The sequence below is a fragment of the Paenibacillus sp. UNC499MF genome (genome assembly GCF_900107975.1).
Taxonomy (GTDB): domain Bacteria; phylum Bacillota; class Bacilli; order Paenibacillales; family NBRC-103111; genus Paenibacillus_F.
This window is the reverse complement of sequence record NZ_FNVF01000001.1, coordinates 1-18,338: the sequence shown is the minus strand read 5'-3', so window position 1 is coordinate 18,338 and position 18,338 is coordinate 1. Positions and strand designations below refer to the sequence as shown.

The window sequence follows — 18,338 nt, the reverse complement described above, 5'->3', positions numbered from 1 at the left end:
GCTTATTCTTTTGCGGCTGCGGCCGGAGCGGCTTTGCGCTTGTTGCCGAGCGAATTTCTTTTGAGCAGGTACCACAGCGGGCTCGCGATACAGATGGAAGAGTAAGCTCCGCTTGTCAGACCGATAATTTTCGCCAGGGCGAATAATTTGATAGATTCGCTGCCGAAAATAAAGAGACAGACGGCTGCGATCAATACGGTAAGAACCGTGTTGATGTTCCGGGCCATCGTTTGCCAGGTGCTGTCATGGACAAGCTTCTCCAGATCTTCCGGAGTTTTCAGCTTGGCAAAACGAAGGTTTTCACGAATCCGGTCGAAAATTACGATTTTGTCGTTGATGGAGTAACCGACGGTAGTCAGTACGGCGGCCACGAACGGCAAATCGACCTGGAAACGGAAGATGGCAAACATGGCGACGACGATAAAGGCATCGTGAAGAATGGAAATGATGGCGGCTAACGCAAATCTCCATTCGAACCGGATACTCACGTAGATGCTGATCGCCACACTTGCGATGAGAATACCGATAATCGCTTTAACGGCAAGCTCCTTGGCAATGTCAGGCGATACGGTGTTGACTTCCATGGACACCTTATCTTTATAAGGGGCTTCGAAAGCCGCCTTGATTTTATCGACCTGTTCTTTGCCCAAAATTTCATCGAAACGGGTGGAAACGCGGTCGCCGTTGGCTCCGCCGATCGTTACCGTCTGATCAAAGCCCGCGCCTTTGTAAATTTCCTGCGCCTTCTCTTTGGTGATCGCTTGTCCTACCGATACGTCGATGGAAGTACCCGCTTTAAAGTCGACACCATAATTCATTTGGAACAGCAGGAGCGTTACGATACCGGCCAGTATGAGTACCCCGGAAATTGCGAAGAAAATGTTCCGATGTTTGACAAAGTTGAATTTGTTACTATAGTTCACGGATTTCCGCCTCCTTCACGCCAAAATAGCCGGGCTTTTTAAACACATTGCCCTTAATGAGCAGGTGAATGAGGAATCTCGAGAAGAACACGTTCGTCAAGATACTCACGATAATACTGAGCATCGTGGTCAAAGCAAAGCCTTTGATAGCCCCGTTGCCGATATAATAGAGCACAAGGCTGGAAATGATATTGGTGATATTCGCGTCCATAATCGTACGGAAAGAGGCTTTGGAGCCCGCTTTAAGCGAAGAAGGAATGCTCTTGCCGCTGCGGATTTCTTCTTTGATCCGTTCGTACGTAATAATGTTGGCGTCGACCGCCATCCCGATCCCGAGCACGAGCGCCGCAATCCCCGGAAGCGTCAGTGTCGCGTTGATCCAGTCAAACAGGACGAGAAGCAGCCAAGTATACGTGATAAGCGTAAAGGCCGCGATAATACCAGGCAGACGGTAAAGAAGAATCATAAAGACCAAAATGATAACGGATGCGATAATACCCGCGCGGACCGTTTGCTCCAGAGACATTTGTCCAAGGGAGGCTCCGACTACCTGCGTGTATTTCTCCGTCAGTTTCAGAGGGAGGGCACCGAGGTTGATGGTGTCGGCCAGTTTTTGCGCTTCTTCGAAGGTGAAACTTCCTGTAATCGTAGCTACGTCGCTGTCGATCGGAGTGTTAACCATCGGGGAGGACAGCTTTTCCTCGTCGAGGAAAATGGACAGGGGCTTTCCTACCATTTTTGTAGTCACTTCTTTAAACTTGCTGCGGTCTTTCATCTTGATTTGTACCACCGGCTGGTTCGCCTGATCGTAGCCGACCGAGGCTCCGCCTTCGACAAAATCCGTACCGATCAGCATATTGTTGCCTTCCGGATCACGGAACGTAAGGGAAGACGGTTTGCCGATTTTCTGGCGTACCTCGTCTTCGTTCTGGACGCCCGCCAGACGGACACGGATACGGTTTTCGCCTTCGGCGAGAACTTCAGGTTCCGCTACGCCGAGCTTGTCCGCGCGCTGCGCGATGCTTTCCGCCGCTTTCTTCAACGTTGCGGGTGTTACTTTCTGACCGGCCGTAAACGGCTCAGCCACGTAGAGGATCTCAAACCCTCCTTTTAAATCCAAACCGAGCTTGATCTTGCCAAGAAGCCCGGGACTCGTCGTTGTGATCACGGCCAGCGTGACAATGACGGTTATGAAAAACGCCGAGATCCGTTTTACATTCATGCCTTGATAATCTCCCTTCCCAACTCAATATTCCTATTATACCCACACGCGAAAAACGAGTCAATTTGACGTTTTTTACCACGCCAAACAAAAAAAGGCCCCGAAAAGCCGATCAGGACCTTCGATACATGCTTAACGTCAAATAATTCATAAACTGATTGGGTTTAAGCGACAAAATATCGTTGACAACCTGATGAAGAGGCGGCAGCCCTTTCTTCTTGTACCTGTCATTTATGCACTCCCAGATTTCTTCCCCGGTGACGTGCTCATAACCGATCATCTGAAACTCCTCCGCCTTGCTCAGGCATAAGCCTTCGATCATCTCATTGAGTTCCCGGTCGGTCAGGCGCTCGGGCTCGGATTCCTCCTCCTGGATACCTTGGTCATCCCCGGTATGAAATTCGCTTTCGGCCGCCATGTCGAATGCCGGCTCCGCTTTCACCGCAAACGAACCGTCAGGATCGACTACAACCGCTTGCACCGGTTCGGCTGCAGCCGACGTTTCATCCTCGGTACTGATTTCCACAACCGTCGACGTTACCTCTCTGGGGTCTTTTCCGGCTTCAAAGTCATATTCCGCCGTTCCGCCGCTTTCTGCACTTCCGTCCGGGTTGTTCACTTCTATTTCTACATCTGTCTCTTCGGGATTCAGCATCGTTTCCAGAGGCTCCGCTTCGGCCAGCGCTTCCGCTTCAAGAAGTCCTTCCGGCAATAGCGGGGCTTCCGTTTGTTCTTTGGCATCATCCATAGCCCCGGATTGCTCCGGCGCGGCAGGTACCGACTCCAATTTGTCCGTTTCCGAATTCATAACTTATTCCCCCCTTAGCTGCTGTAACGGCAACGTACACGTTCTGTTCCTTACCTGCTATATTCGCTTACAAAAACAGGTTTTCCTGCATGGCCGGTCCCGTCCCCCCAAAAAGTTTGGCATGAGCTTGGCCATTGCCCGCATATCCTCTAACAGAACCCGTTACGGAAGAGGGAGTTAACGTTGACCAAGCAGTCTTTTCTAAAAGGGACGATGATTTTGCTGGCCGCAGGCATCGTAAACCGGATCCTCGGTTTCATCCCGCGGATTACGCTTCCCCGGGTAATAGGCGCCGAAGGCGTCGGCCTCTATCAGATGGGCTGGCCGTTCCTGATCGTTATTCTTACGATCGTAACGGGAGGCATCCCCCTCGCCGTCTCCAAACTCGTGGCCGAGGCGGAAGCGGAGCATAACTACCGCCGTTCGTCACGCATTCTCAAGCTCGCTCTCACGCTTTCCGTCGGCATATCTGGAGTTTTTACCGCGGTCTGCATTCTGGGAGCGCGCTGGATAACTTCTCATCTGCTGACGGACGAACGCGTCTATTTTACTTTTCTCTGCATGAGCCCGATTATACCGATTATTGCGGTATCCTCCGTTCTGCGGGGCTATTTTCAGGGAAAGCAGGACATGATTCCCACGGCGACTTCTCAAACCATAGAAACGCTGGTACGCATCGTCATGGTGCTGCTCTGCTCCTTCGCCCTGCTTCCCTACGGGATTTCTTGGGCGGCCGCCGGTGCCATGATCGGCGTAACCATCGGTGAAATCGCGGGCATGCTCGTTCTCCTCGTTCATTACAGGCTGCAGCGGAACAAAAACAGGCCGGTAAACAAGGTGCAGATCGGCACCAGTGCCGCGCAAGGCCGGTTGACCCAGCTGCGCCGTCTGCTGACGCTTTCCCTGCCGATTACGGCCAGCCGCCTTGTCGGAGCGGGCTCCTACCTGCTCGAATCCATTCTCATCGCCCACAGTCTTGCGGCCGCGGGAATCGCTACGGCACTGGCGACCGCGCAGTACGGCGCCCTTCAAGGGATGATTATCCCGATCATCCTGCTGCCGAGCGCTTTAACCTCCTCGCTTTCGGTTTCGCTCGTTCCTTCGCTCAGCGAGGCGGCGGCACGCAAAGATTTGAAAACCATTCACAAGCGCATGCATCAGTCGCTCCGGCTGGCGTTAGTAACCGGCGCTCCATTCGCCGTCATCATGTACGTGCTGGCCGAGCCTCTATGTCTGCTCATGTACGGGCAGAAGGATATCGCGGTTATGCTTAAAATGCTGGCGCCTGTCGCGATTTTCATTTACCTGCAGGCACCCCTGCAGGCAGCCCTGCAAGCTTTGGACAAACCCGGGAGCGCTCTCGTCAACACACTGATCGGCTCCCTCGTTAAGCTCCTGCTCATCGTATGGCTGGCCAGCAAACCGGAATTCGGCATCCTCGGCGCTGTTATGGCCAGCTGCGTGAACATTGTGCTAGTCACTTTTCTTCACGGGCTAAGCGTGCTGCGCCATCTGAACTTTACTCTGCGCGGCAGCGACGTGGCTAAAGTGTCCGCCGCCATGGGCATCGCCTCCTTATGCTGCTACGCGGTTTACCGGGCCATCGCCAGCCAGCCGGCCGGCATTGGTTTCCTCCTTGCTTCGGCCGCCGCCCTAACCGCGTATCTGGCCGCCGTAACGGTCTTGAAAATCGTCAACAAGTCCGACTTGTCCCGGCTGCTGACGCTCGGCCGCAAGATCATCCGCAAACCTTGATCCGCCCGCTTCATGCAGAAAAGCCGGTACGCACAAATCGTTGTGCAGTCCGGCTTTTCATCGTTTAAACCCGGTCCTTTTTATCCACGTACAAATAGCCCCGGTGATCTACAGAACAGAAGAAAACTTCCTTGAAATCGGATATCCCCTTCTTCTTGAGCTCGCTCTTGAGCCAGAAACGGGTCTGGCCCACTTTTTGCAGATTATCCTCCTGGACTTTACCGTCCATGACCAGAGCTACGGGCAGCCCCGCATAACGGATGCGCCCGCTCTCGACCGGTCCCAATTCGGGCTGGCGGCTGGGATGATATTTTTCCACCACACTCAGCTTGCCGGACGGCTCCAGGATGGCGAATTCGACATCGGCCACGTTCATAACCTTATGCTGCCGGAGCTGCATCATCAGATCGTCAAGGTTATAGCGCTGTTTGCGCATCTCTTCGCGGTTCAGCTTCCCGTGTTCGATCAGAACGCTGGGACGGCCTTCGAATAACGTGCGGAAACGCTGGCTTTTGAGCGTAATGAACGCCATCAGCAGTTGAATGAGCACGAGTGTAATCATCGGCACTATTCCGTTCGCCATGGGCATCCGCACGTCTTCCAGTACAAATACGGCGATCTCCGCGATCATAATCGAAATCACCAGATCGAAAACCGAAAGCTTGCCGATTTCGCGCTTCCCCATAATGCGGAGCATGACGAAAACGACGAAATAAATCATAACGGTGCGCAAAAAAATTGTCAGCAGTTCCATGGGATCCTCCTGGACCGTTCGTTCTCGGAGTTTACCCGGTAGTCTGACCGTCCCCCTTCCCCTTCATGCGGGGTGGAGGCCACTCAATTGTTCCCAAACCAGAATCCGACTAAATACAGGGATGCCAGGGTAAGTGAAAATAGAGAAAACGGCACGCCGATCCGTGCATATTCCCGGAAGCTCAACCCGTTTTTCCGCGCGGCGGCGACTCCGAAGGCCAGAAGACTTGAAAAAGAGCTGAAGCTTGTCGCATTGGCGCCCAAGTGAATGCCCGAAAGCAGAACATACCAGAGTCTCCCCGTGTGAACCGGAGACACTTCCTGCAGCTGAGCGGCGAGACTTTGAACGACGGGAACGGCGAAAGCGGTCCAAGCCGTCCCGTCCGATAAAGCGGCTCCGGCTGCGGACATCCACAGAACGGACAGCACCGCCCGCTGCTCGTCTCCCGAGCTTAGAGTCATCAGCCCTCCGGCCGCGGCGTCGAGCACGCCTGTCCGGACGAAAACGCCCGCGATCAGAAGCCAGCCTGCCGTGAGCGCCAGCAGAGGAGCGAAGCCAGCGGCGAAACTTTTGCGGCTTTCCGCTCGTTTTATTAGCGATTGGAATACGAGGGCCGCTCCGGCTCCGGAAATCCAAATCAGGTCGATATCCGCCAGATCGGCGCAAAGATAACCCAGCAGGATCAGCCCCAGGGCGATGGCCGGATTCCGGACGTCTCCCCGGTTTCCTGCCATGCCGGAAACCGCGGCTTGAAGCTCCCGCAGTCTTGCCGGGCTCAGCTTCAGCTTATCGGCGTACACCGTCCGGATCATCAGATAAGCGAGAACCAGCAGGACGGCATGAAGAGGGCCCAGCACGAACCAGACGTCCGTCAGGCCAAGCCCGCCGGCTGTGCCGATTAGCCTGGCCGGCATGGTTCCGGCTACGGAGAGACCGCTTCCGAGGTTGCAGGCCAGCATCATGCCGATCACGAACGGAGAAGGCGTTATTTTCCAGGCTCTCGTAAAAGCCAGCATAAGCGGCAGAAGAGCCGCCATGGCGGTCAATGCATCCAGAAGGGCGGAGGCCGAGGCTGCCAGCAGCATGGACACGGCCAGCATCTTCCGCGGATCCGCCGAAGTGAGCCGGTAAAACCTTACGGCCGTCAGCTGGAGCCAGCCCGCTTCTTCGGCTGCAGTGGCGATGATCCCCATGGTCAGTGCAAGCGCAAGAGCCCGCCACGGGACCGCCTCTATCGCGGCGGTAGGAGAGCCGGCTATTCCGGCCGCCAATAAGACTGCTGCTCCCGCCAGCGGAAACCAGGCACGGAAGCGGACAAATTTTAGACTCAGAAGGACCACCGTCAGGGCGGCAACGGCAGCGGCAGCGGCAGCGGCGGCGGCTTGCCAGCCGGCATCCTGCAAAACTTCATACATCTTGTTCCCGTCCCCTTTCCCGCGGGCCGCCGTACAAGCGGAACCTGTACTATTCTTATGAACAGGCCCATAGAATGATGATACCGAAATGTTCCTAAGGGAAAGGGAGGATACTGCCATGATTCCGATTAACAAGGTGAGCCAGGTCCGTTTATCTTCACCATTTCTTTCCGGTCTTCTCTATGCGTTCGTTATGCTGGTTGCGGGAACCGTAATAACCTCGCTGATTCTGCTTTTCAGCCGCACCCAAGAGTCTTCGCTGCCCACTCTCGCTTATATCACACACGGGCTTTCCGTTTTTATCGGAGGCTGGGTGGCGGGAAAACGCGCCGGGCGCAGAGGGTGGTATTACGGCGGCATGCTGGGTATTTTCTATGCCCTGATCGTCTGGGTTATCGGTTTTCTTGCGGTTGATACCGCATTTGATCTGAAAACGCTCACCCTGGCCGGGTTCGCTTTCGCTGCCGGCGCGCTCGGCGGTGTTATCGGCGTTAATTCGAGCAGTAAATAATGGAGCGGCCCCTGAAATTGCACACCTACTACTCCGACTATGATATAATATCTTAGTTCTCTTATACCTTTTTCAATTTTGGGGGGAAATACAATGTATCCGTTACAATCCATGACCCACGCAACCGTATATATTGTGATTTCCATCTACGTTCTCCTGTATTTGTCTTTGCGGAAAAATCCGTTTCTCGTTGCAGGAGCATTCGTACAGGACTTTTTCACAAAGCGGAAGTTTTTTCTTCATTTTGCGGCGGTCATGGCGATTCTCTTCTTTAATAAAATCGAGCTTTGGATTGAATCCAAAATGCACTACACGGCCGATTTCACGGCAAAAATACATGGGCTCGAAGGAGACTTCGTCGCGGGTTTCCAGCACTTGTTCTATAACAACACCGTCACTCTGGTTACGAGTATTTTTTATGTGATCGTATTTCCCTGCCTCATGATCGTGTCGATCCTGATTTATACGTATCAGAAAAAATACAGCCTTTTCTACGCGCTCTGCTATACGGTTATGATTAACTACATCATCGCCATTCCGTTCTACCTGTTCTTCCCCGTTCAGGAAGTGTGGGCGTTCCATCCGAACGTCAAGCTGCTGATTATGGAAGTGTTTCCGAAATTCGAAGCGGAATACCGGCCTTTGTCCGGGCTCGACAACTGTTTTCCGAGTCTGCACACCTCCATTTCCGTTTCCATGGCGCTGCTTGCCGGCCGTTCCCGGAACCGGGTTTGGAAATGGTTTTCCCTTCTCAGCTGCGTAGTGATCATCTTCTCGATCTTCTACCTCGGCATCCACTGGCTGACCGACATGTTCGGCGGCGTCCTTCTCGGCGTGTTCGCGGCCCGTCTCGGCTTGAGCATCAGCGAAGAGCGTCCGTTCTTCAGCAGAGTTCTGCTGCCGCAGCGCAGGCTCCAGGAGCAGGAAGTCAGCGAATAAGGCGCCAGCAGCGCTTGCCGCGATATGCAAAAAAAGGCGAGTTCCTCGACCGTCCGGTCCGGGGAACTCGCCTTTTTGTATGTGATTCGCGCTTATTTTTTCTCTTCGGCAACCGTGCTGCTCGTGACGACCGTGTTAACCGCGGAACGGTCGAATGTCATCTTGGTCGCGTCGTTAACACGCAGAACGACGATGTCATCGGTAATTTCCAGGATCGTGCCGTGCAGGCCGCCGATCGTAACGATCTTGTCGTTCTTCTTCAGGTTAGCCAGCATCATGTTGCGGGTTTTCGTCCGCTTCTGCTGCGGGCGGATCAGCAGGAAATAAAGAACCAGGAACATCAAGATAAGCGGAATGTACGTCACTAAGCTTCCGTACGGACTTGCATTGGCTGCTGTGGCCAGATTGGACATCGTTGAGATCCTCCTTCAGTTAAAAACCTTTGTCGTTGTCGTGAAGACCATACTTTGTAAAAAACTCGTCCCGGAAATCACCGAGGCGATCTTCCCGGATGGCTTGTCTGACACCCCTCATCAGTTCAAGCAAGAAATGCAAATTGTGGTACGTAGTCAGCCGGATGCCGAATGTTTCGTCAGCCTTGATCAGGTGACGGATATAGGCGCGGCTGTAGTTCGTGCACGTGTAACAGCTGCACTCCGGATCAAGCGGCCCGAGATCGTCGGCGTGTTTCGCGTTGCGGATAACGAGACGTCCGGCGCTCGTCATCACGGTGCCGTTGCGGGCAATCCGTGTCGGCAGAACGCAGTCGAACATGTCCACGCCGCGGATAGCGCCTTCGATCAGTGCGTCGGGTGAACCCACTCCCATCAGGTAGCGGGGCTTCCCGGCCGGAAGCAGCGGTGTCGTGCATTCCAGCATCTCATACATGAGGTGCTTGGGCTCGCCTACGCTTAATCCTCCAATAGCATACCCCGGGAAATCCATGGAAGTCAACTGCTCCGCGCTCTGCTTGCGCAAATCCGCGTACATGCCTCCCTGCACGATGGCGAACAGTCCCTGGTCGCCCGGACGGGCATGGCTCTTCAGGCATCGTTCCGCCCAGCGGGTCGTACGTTCCAGAGAATCTTTCACGTACTCGTAAGTTGCCGGATAAGGAGGACATTCGTCGAAGGCCATCATAATATCGGAGCCGAGCGCGTTCTGAATCTCCATCGCTTTCTCCGGCGAGATAAAGAGCTTGTCCCCGTTCAGGTGAGAACGGAACTGCACGCCCTCTTCCGTAATTTTACGGATATCGCTCAGGCTGAATACTTGAAAGCCGCCGCTGTCCGTTAAAATCGGGCGGTCCCAGTTCATAAATTTATGAAGGCCCCCCGCTTTTTTTACAAGCTCATGACCCGGACGGAGGAAAAGATGGTACGTATTGCTCAAAATGATATGAGCATCCATCGCTTTCAGTTCTTCCGGGCTCATCGTTTTTACCGTTGCCTGGGTGCCTACCGGCATGAAAGCCGGCGTTTCGATCACTCCGTGCGGCGTATGCACGCGGCCGAGTCTTGCGCCGGTCTGCTTGCAGGTTTTGATATGTTCATAAGTAACCGCAGCCATAGTTGTCTTCCCTTCTCAATTCAATAAATAAACATCGCGTCGCCGAAACTGAAAAAGCGGTACTTCCGCTCGACGGCTTCACGGTAAGCGTTCAAAATGCTCTCCCTGCCGGCCATCGCGGAAATCAGCATCAGCAGGGTCGATTTCGGCAGGTGGAAATTGGTCAGCATCGCATCGACCAGCTGAAACTCCACCCCCGGATAAATGAAAATGCTGGTCCAGCCGCTGCAGGCGCGGATATAAGGCTTCCCGCTGTCCGTATGGACGGAGACGCCCTGCGCTTCGGATGCCGCCCGCGACTGGCGGGCCGCGGTTTCCAGCGTTCTCGTCGAAGTCGTCCCGACCGCGACGATGCGTCCGCCCGCGGCGGTCGTCTCGTTGATGAGATCCGCGGTTTCCTGCGGAAGCTCATAATACTCGGCGTGCATTTCGTGCTCCTCCACCTTGTCGGCGGATACGGGACGGAACGTCCCCAGTCCGACGTGAAGAGTCACGAAGGCCAGACGGACGCCGCGGCTTTTCAGCTCCTCAAGGAAATCGCCGGTAAAATGCAGGCCGGCGGTCGGAGCCGCCGCGGAACCCGCATGACGGGCATATACCGTCTGATAGCGCTCCTTCTCGGGCAGCTGCTCCTTAATGTAAGGAGGCAGCGGCATTTCTCCCAGCTTATCCAGGATCTCGTTAAAAATACCTTCGTAGCGGAAGCGAACGGTACGCGCTCCCATCTCTCCCTCGGCTTCGACGACCGCCGAAAGCGGGGCCTGCTTCGGAACGACCGGCGTACCGTCCGCAGCCGTTTCCGGCTGTACGCCGAACAGCAGTTCGGTACCGGTTCTGATCCGCTTGCCCGGGCGGGCCAGGGCTTCCCAGCGGTCTTCGCCGAGCGGTTTGAGCAGCAGTAGCTCAACTTTGGCTCCCGTGTCCGCCTTCACGCCAAAAAGCCGGGCTGGAATGACTCGCGTGTCATTCATCACGAGCAGATCCCCGGCTTTCAAATAATCGGCCAACTGTTCAAACGTATGATGAGCGATGGCGCCCGACTGCTTGTCGAGCGTCATCAGCCTGGACTGCGTCCGTTCCAGGAGCGGAGTCTGGGCAATCAATTCTTCCGGCAATTCGTAGTCAAAATCTTGTACGTCCATTTATGTCTCTCATTCCTTAGTCGTCCAAACTCCGGTATAGTAAGTTTGTAAAATTTCGGTGTAGGTTTTTCCCTGCTCCGCCAGACCTCTGGCTCCCCATTGGGACATGCCGAGCCCGTGCCCGTTGCCTGTCCCGCGGATCACGAAGCTGGACGTGCCCGATGCGACGCTGCGCACCTGGTTGTCCGCTCCCATGACGAACAGGTCGGCCCCCGCTTTTTGCGGTTTGGCCTGGGTTCCCCCGATAACCTGGACAGCACCCGCCGTTTGAGCGGTGGGTTTACCGTCTGCACCAACTATAGTATACCTTCCTGATTCCTCAATTTCAAACAGGGTACTGGGCAGACCGCCCAAAACGTTCCGGAGGTCGTTCGGATATTTGACCTTCACCACTTCCCCGTTCGCTTTTAGTTCGGTCGCGCGTCCCGACGGGCCTCTTTTGCTTACCTCCAAGGACTGGAGCGGACCGCCCAGCTTCACTCCCGCGCCCGCGAGCAGCTTCTCCATCTGGGCACGGTCGTAAACCCGGAACCAGCTGTAAGAATTCGACTCCGTTACCTGCTCCAGCAGAGTAACGCGCTCCTTGTCCTTAAGCTGGGCGACGGCCGGAGAACTGGCGCTGTCCGTGCTGGGCAGCTTGCGGACATTTACGCCTCCTTGCGTGGATGCGGCTATTTCAAGACCGGCCGCGTTCTTGTCGCCCGTTTTCTTCAGGTAGGTGCCGCTGACATATCCCGTTTCACCCGATAGCAGGGCGATCCGGTACCAGACGGCCTTTCCTTTAGCCGCTCCCTCGTCGGGGCTGGCTACGCTTTTCAGATAGGGAACCGCATTGCCCCAGATTTCGGACGCGTCGGCGGTCTGCCCGCCGGAATTGGAGGAGTACAGAGGATCTCCGATCACACCCGACTTGTCCACTAGAACTTCACCTTTGGTGGCATCGACGGCCTGACGGACGATTTCGGCTTCGCGGAGCATGCCCCTGTATGCCTGGTCGGTCGTCGAATCGCTGAGGTGCGCGATGCCGTATTTCATTCCTTTTTTAATGGCAAACGTCCGTGCGGCAACTGCCTGGGCCTTCAGCGCTTCCAGCGGAAAACTGCCGTCCATCTCGGAGCTGACCACGGAGTACAAGTACTCTTCGAACGGCAGCTCGTTAACGAGGGCGAATTTGCCGTTGTAACGGCTAATTTCCATGCTGCCCCGGTATACCTGGTTCGACTTCTCGGCCACTTTGATTCCGGCGCCGTTGCCGTCCAGCCATGTTTTCTGCGAGCCTGCTCCCGAGAAATAATGGGGAACCGCGGCTGCCGCTGCCGTGGCGTCCGCCCGCTTGATGAGATACGCCGATGCGGTATCGGCCGGCTGCAGGGCTACGCCCGGCAAAGCGGCTTTGACGGCGGCCAGTCCGGCCTCGTCCGCTTCGCCGCCTACCCATACGCTGTAGCCGGCTTGTCCCGAACCGTCCGACGTCAGGACGACGTCGGCGTCCGCTCCCGCCAGGGAGACGGCCGCGGCCTGGTTGTCCGCTTCGGCGGCCGTGGCGAATGTGCCGGTAGACCAATGCAGCGGTCCCGACAGAACCGCTTGCGCGGACCCGGTCGCTTTGACCGCTTTGGCTTTCGCCGCGTTGGCCGTTTCCTTTGACGCATAGCTGCCGTAATAAACTTGATAAACGGCGGCTCCTTTTTTGGAACGGCTAATAATGTAAGCGCGGTCGGAAGGCGAGCTCTGGAGCTTGTCGTAAGCGGCTTTCGCTTCATTCCAGTTCGCCGTTTCCAGCACGCGGACCCCGTAAGCGTCAAGCGAAGCTTTCAGAGTCGTGCCTCCTTCAGTTGTGAGACCCGCAACGCCAGCAGGGGTGCGCACTCCCAGCTTGAAGCCTTTGTCCGATGAGAGTGTGACCACCTGCTCGGACGTGCGGTAACTTTCATGTTCGATAAAAAGGCCGACCCGAATCGTATCGAGTTTCGGAACCGCTGCTTGTAGCGGGAGCGCGGCGCCGCCGAACAATCCCGCTGCCAGCACCAGCGCCAGTACGGCGGCCGTGACCACTTTCCAGCTTATCCGGCTGTTCTTCATAGGTGTAAACAATCCTTTCCGTTTTGGGGATATGAGTCTGGTAAATGAATCCAACTCTAGTATTCTATCAACTATTAGACGCCGCTTTCAACGATAAGTTGTGACAAAATACGGCAAAGGTCCGAATACGGAGCCGGGTGTCTATATTTATATCGGCTGACGGATGTGTAAATGCAAGAGTTGATTGGGATAAATAAAGGCCAGCCGGTACTTCCGGCTGGCCTTCTAAAATGACTATCAATGTGAGCTTTGCAGCTGATTTCACGATCACTAGTAAAACGAGAAAAATTCGAGAGCGATGTCGTTAACACGAGAAAGAAGAAGCAATCCCCGCTCCGGCCGCGAGCAGGTTATTTTTATGCAATCGCCGCCCGACTTGAGGAACAAAAAAACGTACACGCACAGATCCGCACCGAAGGCGCATGGTCTGTACATGTACGTAATATGAATATGTCCGGTTTTTGCAGTCGGAATCATACGGTGTATAGCCTTTAAGCTTTACGCTTTACGCTTTACGCTTTACGCTCTAGCTTAGGCTTTACTTCTGTCTTCAGCCTGCCTTTTGCGGGCACGGGCTGAAGCCTGCACCCCAATCCGCTCCTGCTCCGCAGGCTGATTCCTGCAGCAGGAGGCCGAAGCCGTCACGCGGATGCGCGGGCTTAACCCGACAGCAGCCTGCACCGGTCAGTTCTGTTCCGGGATCGGCAGCCCCAAATGGCTGTAAGCCTGATGCGTAACCATCCGTCCGCGGGGAGTCCGCTGCAAAAAGCCGATTTGCAGCAAATAGGGCTCATACACGTCCTCGATGGTCTGGCTCTCTTCCCCGATGGTGGCAGCGATCGTATCGAGTCCGACCGGACCTCCCCGGAACGAAGTAATGATCGCTCTGAGCATTTTATGGTCGATCTCGTCAAGGCCGAGATCGTCGACCTGAATGTGCCGGAGCGATTCGCGGGCCAGGTCGACGGTAATAATCCCGTCGCCTTTGACCTGGGCGAAATCGCGCACCCGCTTCAGCAGCCGGTTGGCGATCCGCGGTGTGCCTCTGGAGCGCATCCCGATTTCGCGCGACGCCTCCCCGACGATCTGCACCTGGAGAATATCGCAGGTGCGGCTGACGATATACGACAGCTCGTCGACGGTGTAGAACTCCAGCCGGCTGATTACGCCGAAGCGGTCCCGCAGCGGAGCCGACAGCAGACCTGCACGCGTAGTCGCGCCGATCAGCGTGAAGGGCGGCAGATCGAGCCGTACGGAACGCGCGCTCGGCCCTTTGCCGATAATGATGTCGAGCGCAAAATCCTCCATCGCCGGATACAGCACCTCTTCCACCGTCCGGTGAAGCCGGTGGATTTCGTCGATAAACAGCACGTCGCCTTCCTGCAGATTCGTCAAAATCGCGGCGAGGTCGCCAGGCCGCTCGATAGCGGGCCCGCTCGTCGTGCGGATATTGACGCCAAGCTCGTTGGCGATGATATTCGACAGGGTCGTTTTTCCGAGCCCCGGAGGTCCGTAAAGCAAAACGTGGTCAAGCGCTTCTTTGCGCATTTTGGCCGCTTCGATATAGATCTTGAGATTTTCCTTCGCCTGCGTCTGTCCGATATATTCCGCCAGGTACCGGGGGCGCAGGGAGAATTCCACGATTTCGTCTTCCATCATCAAATTCGCGGATATAATGCGGTCTTCCATTGTCATCTCCCCCAAAACTTACATTTGAAACAGAGCCTGGAGGGCTTGTTTCATGATGACATCGGCAGGATCGGTATCCTTGACCTTCGGCTGGATGCGGGACCACGCACGATCCGCTTCCGCTTCCGTATAGCCGAGCGCAAGCAAACCCTGCTTAACTTCGCCCCAGACTCCCTGGGTGCCGAACTCATCCGACGGGTCGACCAGGCCGAACGATACGGCCAGATCGCGCTCCGTGACCGGCAGTGCGCCCAGTTTTTCTTTCAGATCAAAAATAAGCCGCTGTGCGGTTTTCTTCCCGATACCGGGCAGCTTTGTAAGAAAAGCGATATTTTCCTGCTGAATAGCCGCGACTACCGTTTCCGGGCGGCCTCCGGCAAGGATGCCTAGCGCGACTTTGGGCCCGATGCCGCTGACATCGATAAGCTGCCGGAACAGCATCTGCTCCTCCCTTGTAGGGAAGCCGAACAGCAGGTGTGCGTCTTCGCGCACATGATAGTGGGTAAACAGCGTGACTTCGCCGTCTTCTTTCAATCCGAACGCGTACGGGTTGGCGCAGAAAACGCGGTAGCCGACTCCGTTCACATCGAGAACGACATATTCCGTTTCACGCGCAGCTAACTTGCCTCTTAAGAAATCGATCATCGTTTGGTAACCTCTTTGATTTTATCGTGCAGCGTGGATGAATGTGCGTGGCAGATCGCCACGGCGAGCGCATCGGCTACGTCATCCGGCTTCGGTATAGCGGACAGTTTCAAAAACATGCGGACCATTTCCTGCACTTGGATTTTCTCCGCTTTGCCATAGCCGACAACGGCTTGTTTAACCTGCAAAGGCGTGTACTCCCCAACGGGTATTCCGCGCTGAACGGCCGCGAGTATAATCACGCCGCGCGCCTGGCCGACGGTAAAGGCCGTCGTGACGTTCCGGTTGAAGAACAGCTTCTCGACGGCCATCGCGTCTGGTTTATATTTGTCTATGAGCTGGCAGGCCGCATCGTATACCTGCTTCAGCCGAAGACCCGGATCGGTATGGGCCTCGGTTTGGATACAGCCGTACTGAACGGGCGTTAGTTTGCTGCCGGTCTTGTCGATAAACCCGAAGCCGACGATCGCAATGCCCGGGTCGATTCCCAGAATACGCAAAAGAAGTTCTCTCCCATCCCCTGTATGTCCCAAAAAGCGAACATATGTATCGATTTCCATTATAGCAAATTCTCGCCGAAAGGGATAGCGTGTTTAGAGGCGGGACAAGCCGTAAATATTCTCCGTCTTTTCTGCCGTCTTTTCTACTGTCTTCTCCACGGTCTGTCCGTCCTCTTCATTAAAGGGATATTCAAGACCATTTCCGGCCGTCTAAGTCCTTAAAAGAGCCTCCGGACCTCCCCTCCCTCCCGCGACAGACGCAAAAAAACGGCTTCCTAAAAGGAAGCCGTATCTTCTATACCGTTCGTTACGCTTCAACAAACATCGATAAACACGTCGATATTATCCCGCGTTGCTTTCGAATAAGGGCAAACATGATGAGCTGCGGCAACCAGTTCGTTGGCCGTTCCCATTTCAACCCCCGGAATGCTCACTTTGAGTTCGACGGCCAGCTTGAAGCCCCCGTCCTGCTCGTCTTTCCCGATCGTTACGTGAGCCGTCACCCGTGTTTCGGAACGAATCTGTTTTTGCCGCATCACAAGATTCAACGCGCTGTCGAAGCATGCCGCATACCCTGCCGCAAAAAGCTGTTCGGGATTCGTTGCCGCCCCGCCCGGACCTCCCAGTGCCTTCGGCATTTTGACCTCCAAATTCAGCACGCCGTCATCCGAAGTTACTTTCCCGTTACGTCCGCCTTGAGCCGTTGCAACCGCTGTGTACAAATGTTCCATGTTATAAACACCATCCCTGTAAAAGTTTAAAATTTGAGGCGCCGCAAGAGCGCTTTGTTGTATAACTGAATAATAACACACTATTATATTGTGTGCAATATAATTTCAAACAATTAATTGATCGAAAAAAAAGCCCGCTTTTAAAGCGGAATCTTTTTGAAGAAACTTTGAGATAGCGGCGCTTGTCCCTCAAAGCTTCAGTAATTGGGTGACATCGCCTTCTCGCTCTCCTCCACAGCATAATCGCTGAAGGTGGATAAGACGCTGTTGAATTCAGCCACATCCGACACCCGTATTCCTTCATGAAGCTGATGGACGGTTTCTTCGGGCAGGGTGCTTTCGAGATATTGGATATTGAGCTGGAAAAAAGTACGGATCACTTTGTCATTGGCCGGCAGTCCGTCAAACAAAGACAAGTTCCCGCTTTCGTCCACACCGAAATAAGCGCTCTGCTTGCATTTCGGCGATAAATCGTCGATGTGGCGGGTAAAAATGACGCTCCCTTCGGAATTCAGGCTCATGATCCAGTCGGGATGTTCTCCGTTCAAAGCCGTAATCTCCTCTGCGGATTTCAGTCCCAGCTCCTGCTGTTCTTCTCCGCACACATACGAACGCTGTATATAAGTCAGCCGCTGCCCGCCTTCGGAGCGGATTTGCCGGAGCGTTTGTTCCTGCTGGGTTTTCAAAGCCTGATCGATTTCCGGCGCTGCGGCTTGTCCGAGCGGAGCGGTGGCTTCCTTGTAAGCCGGCTCGGGGAATTCATTGGCAGCCAGCAGGTATGCGGCTGCAGCGAGCAGAACGTAGCTGCCGAATATCAGCCGTTTGCGTTTGAGACGGATTTTTTTCTTCAATTGCTTCAGCAAGTTGAAAACCATCACGGCAATCCCCTTCTATCCTCTGTTTTTCCTTATTGTGCCCCCCGCCGAAAAGCTTATACATGTATTGCCAGCGTGTCTTGATGCAGACTTGAACGCGAAATCATGACTATTCTGCCTTATGTAAAAGAAAACCCCGGCGTTCCAAAAGGAACTGCCGGAGCTGAAGATCATCCTTAGCTTGTTTTGCAAAAGCAGTACGGACAGGTTTACACGTTCATCCAAGGAACATTTGCACTAACCGCCTGTTTCGGTGCGCTGCGGCCCGATTTGCGGATAACCGTGCGTACGGAACTCTTGGATGTTTTGGCCTTTTTGGGAGCGGACGTTTTTTTCGCTTTGGCCTCCGGTTCGAAAAAAGAGCCGGATTCATCTTCCCGGTCGACCAGATGAATCCTCGCTTCGTTTTCCCCGGTTCCCTGTGCGGACTCCTGGAAACCGTCTAAACGGTTAGCGGCCTCCTGGGTCTGTGGACCCGAAACGGCATAAGCCGGTTGGGAGATCGGGGCGTACGGATTCACTGCTCCTTCTTGCCCGCTGCCGTAGCCGTACGGGGCAAGAAACGCGGGCGGGCAGATCCGATGCCAATCCGGCTGGCCGTAGTTCGTAAACGGCGTGTACGGCGATTGCTGAGCGCCTCCCGCATAAGGAACGAACCCGTAAGGAGCTGCCTGGAATTCAGCCGCTTCCGGTGCCCGGCCATGCCCCTTTTTCGCTCCTCCGCATCCGCAGCCGCAATCTTTCTTGCCCGTCAGCGGCGGGATAGAGGCCAGACCGG

The 18,338-nt window shown here is 55.0% G+C and carries 18 protein-coding genes; 3 read left to right on the top strand and 15 right to left on the bottom strand.

The features are described 5' to 3' along the window. Window positions 1–2: 2 nt before the first annotated feature. From secF to C4S74_RS27175, 3 genes are all read right to left on the bottom strand, one after another. Window positions 3–923 (bottom strand): protein translocase subunit SecF, encoded by a 921-nt coding sequence (secF, locus tag C4S74_RS00090; RefSeq protein ID WP_103993352.1) that lies wholly within the window; start codon window positions 921–923, stop codon window positions 3–5. Next, the gene (secD, locus tag C4S74_RS00085; protein WP_103993351.1) at window positions 913–2,145 is read right to left on the bottom strand and encodes a protein translocase subunit SecD; all 1,233 of its coding nucleotides are present in this window, start codon (window positions 2,143–2,145) and stop codon (window positions 913–915) included. Before secD ends, secF begins: the two co-directional genes overlap by 11 nt. Window positions 2,146–2,257: 112 nt before the next feature. Further along, window positions 2,258–2,953 carry a post-transcriptional regulator gene (locus C4S74_RS27175; protein ID WP_103993350.1) on the bottom strand — a complete coding sequence of 232 codons (696 nt, stop codon included), beginning with the start codon at window positions 2,951–2,953 and terminating at the stop codon, window positions 2,258–2,260. Window positions 2,954–3,136: 183 nt separating this feature from the next. On the opposite strand from C4S74_RS27175, the gene spoVB reads away from it, so the two are divergent. Then, entirely contained in the window at window positions 3,137–4,708 is a 1,572-nt protein-coding gene (gene spoVB, locus C4S74_RS00075; RefSeq protein WP_103993349.1) for a stage V sporulation protein B, read from the top strand. Between the two features lie 64 nt (window positions 4,709–4,772). Here spoVB and C4S74_RS00070 read toward each other — a convergent pair whose 3' ends face one another. Further along, window positions 4,773–5,462 (bottom strand): DUF421 domain-containing protein, encoded by a 690-nt coding sequence (locus C4S74_RS00070; RefSeq protein ID WP_103993348.1) that lies wholly within the window; start codon window positions 5,460–5,462, stop codon window positions 4,773–4,775. 83 nt (window positions 5,463–5,545) lie between these two features. Next, window positions 5,546–6,877, bottom strand: a complete 1,332-nt coding sequence (locus C4S74_RS00065) for an SLC13 family permease (RefSeq protein ID WP_103993347.1) — start codon at window positions 6,875–6,877, stop codon at window positions 5,546–5,548. A gap of 118 nt (window positions 6,878–6,995) precedes the next feature. Here C4S74_RS00065 and C4S74_RS00060 point away from each other — a divergent pair, with 118 nt between their 5' ends. Beyond that, window positions 6,996–7,388: a TIGR04086 family membrane protein gene (locus tag C4S74_RS00060; RefSeq protein ID WP_103993346.1), complete on the top strand. Its 393-nt coding sequence runs from the start codon at window positions 6,996–6,998 to the stop codon at window positions 7,386–7,388. A 93-nt stretch (window positions 7,389–7,481) separates the two neighbouring features. Continuing rightward, window positions 7,482–8,327, top strand: coding sequence for a phosphatase PAP2 family protein (locus tag C4S74_RS00055; protein WP_103993345.1), 846 nt, complete (start codon window positions 7,482–7,484; stop codon window positions 8,325–8,327). A gap of 92 nt (window positions 8,328–8,419) precedes the next feature. On the opposite strand, the gene yajC is transcribed toward C4S74_RS00055, so the two are convergent. The 10 genes from yajC to C4S74_RS26330 all read right to left on the bottom strand — a co-directional run. Next, the gene (gene yajC, locus C4S74_RS00050; RefSeq protein WP_103993344.1) at window positions 8,420–8,740 is read right to left on the bottom strand and encodes a preprotein translocase subunit YajC; all 321 of its coding nucleotides are present in this window, start codon (window positions 8,738–8,740) and stop codon (window positions 8,420–8,422) included. A 19-nt stretch (window positions 8,741–8,759) separates the two neighbouring features. Then, entirely contained in the window at window positions 8,760–9,896 is a 1,137-nt protein-coding gene (gene tgt, locus C4S74_RS00045; protein WP_103993343.1) for a tRNA guanosine(34) transglycosylase Tgt, read from the bottom strand. A gap of 20 nt (window positions 9,897–9,916) precedes the next feature. Further along, on the bottom strand, window positions 9,917–11,038 hold the full coding sequence (gene queA, locus C4S74_RS00040) for a tRNA preQ1(34) S-adenosylmethionine ribosyltransferase-isomerase QueA (protein WP_103993342.1): 1,122 nt from the start codon (window positions 11,036–11,038) through the stop codon (window positions 9,917–9,919). 9 nt (window positions 11,039–11,047) lie between these two features. Further along, window positions 11,048–13,120 (bottom strand): SpoIID/LytB domain-containing protein, encoded by a 2,073-nt coding sequence (locus tag C4S74_RS00035; protein WP_103993341.1) that lies wholly within the window; start codon window positions 13,118–13,120, stop codon window positions 11,048–11,050. 684 nt (window positions 13,121–13,804) lie between these two features. Beyond that, window positions 13,805–14,809 (bottom strand): Holliday junction branch migration DNA helicase RuvB, encoded by a 1,005-nt coding sequence (gene ruvB / locus C4S74_RS00030; RefSeq protein WP_009671941.1) that lies wholly within the window; start codon window positions 14,807–14,809, stop codon window positions 13,805–13,807. Between the two features lie 18 nt (window positions 14,810–14,827). Next, window positions 14,828–15,454, bottom strand: coding sequence for a Holliday junction branch migration protein RuvA (ruvA, locus tag C4S74_RS00025; protein ID WP_103993340.1), 627 nt, complete (start codon window positions 15,452–15,454; stop codon window positions 14,828–14,830). Further along, entirely contained in the window at window positions 15,451–15,954 is a 504-nt protein-coding gene (gene ruvC, locus C4S74_RS00020) for a crossover junction endodeoxyribonuclease RuvC (RefSeq protein WP_009671937.1), read from the bottom strand. Before ruvC ends, ruvA begins: the two co-directional genes overlap by 4 nt. A gap of 314 nt (window positions 15,955–16,268) precedes the next feature. After that, window positions 16,269–16,685, bottom strand: coding sequence for an organic hydroperoxide resistance protein (locus C4S74_RS00015; protein WP_103993339.1), 417 nt, complete (start codon window positions 16,683–16,685; stop codon window positions 16,269–16,271). A 197-nt stretch (window positions 16,686–16,882) separates the two neighbouring features. Next, window positions 16,883–17,560: a BofC C-terminal domain-containing protein gene (locus C4S74_RS00010; RefSeq protein ID WP_103993338.1), complete on the bottom strand. Its 678-nt coding sequence runs from the start codon at window positions 17,558–17,560 to the stop codon at window positions 16,883–16,885. Window positions 17,561–17,769: 209 nt separating this feature from the next. Beyond that, window positions 17,770–18,338 (bottom strand): hypothetical protein (locus C4S74_RS26330; RefSeq protein ID WP_181024271.1); only part of this gene is annotated, 569 nt, incomplete at its 5' end.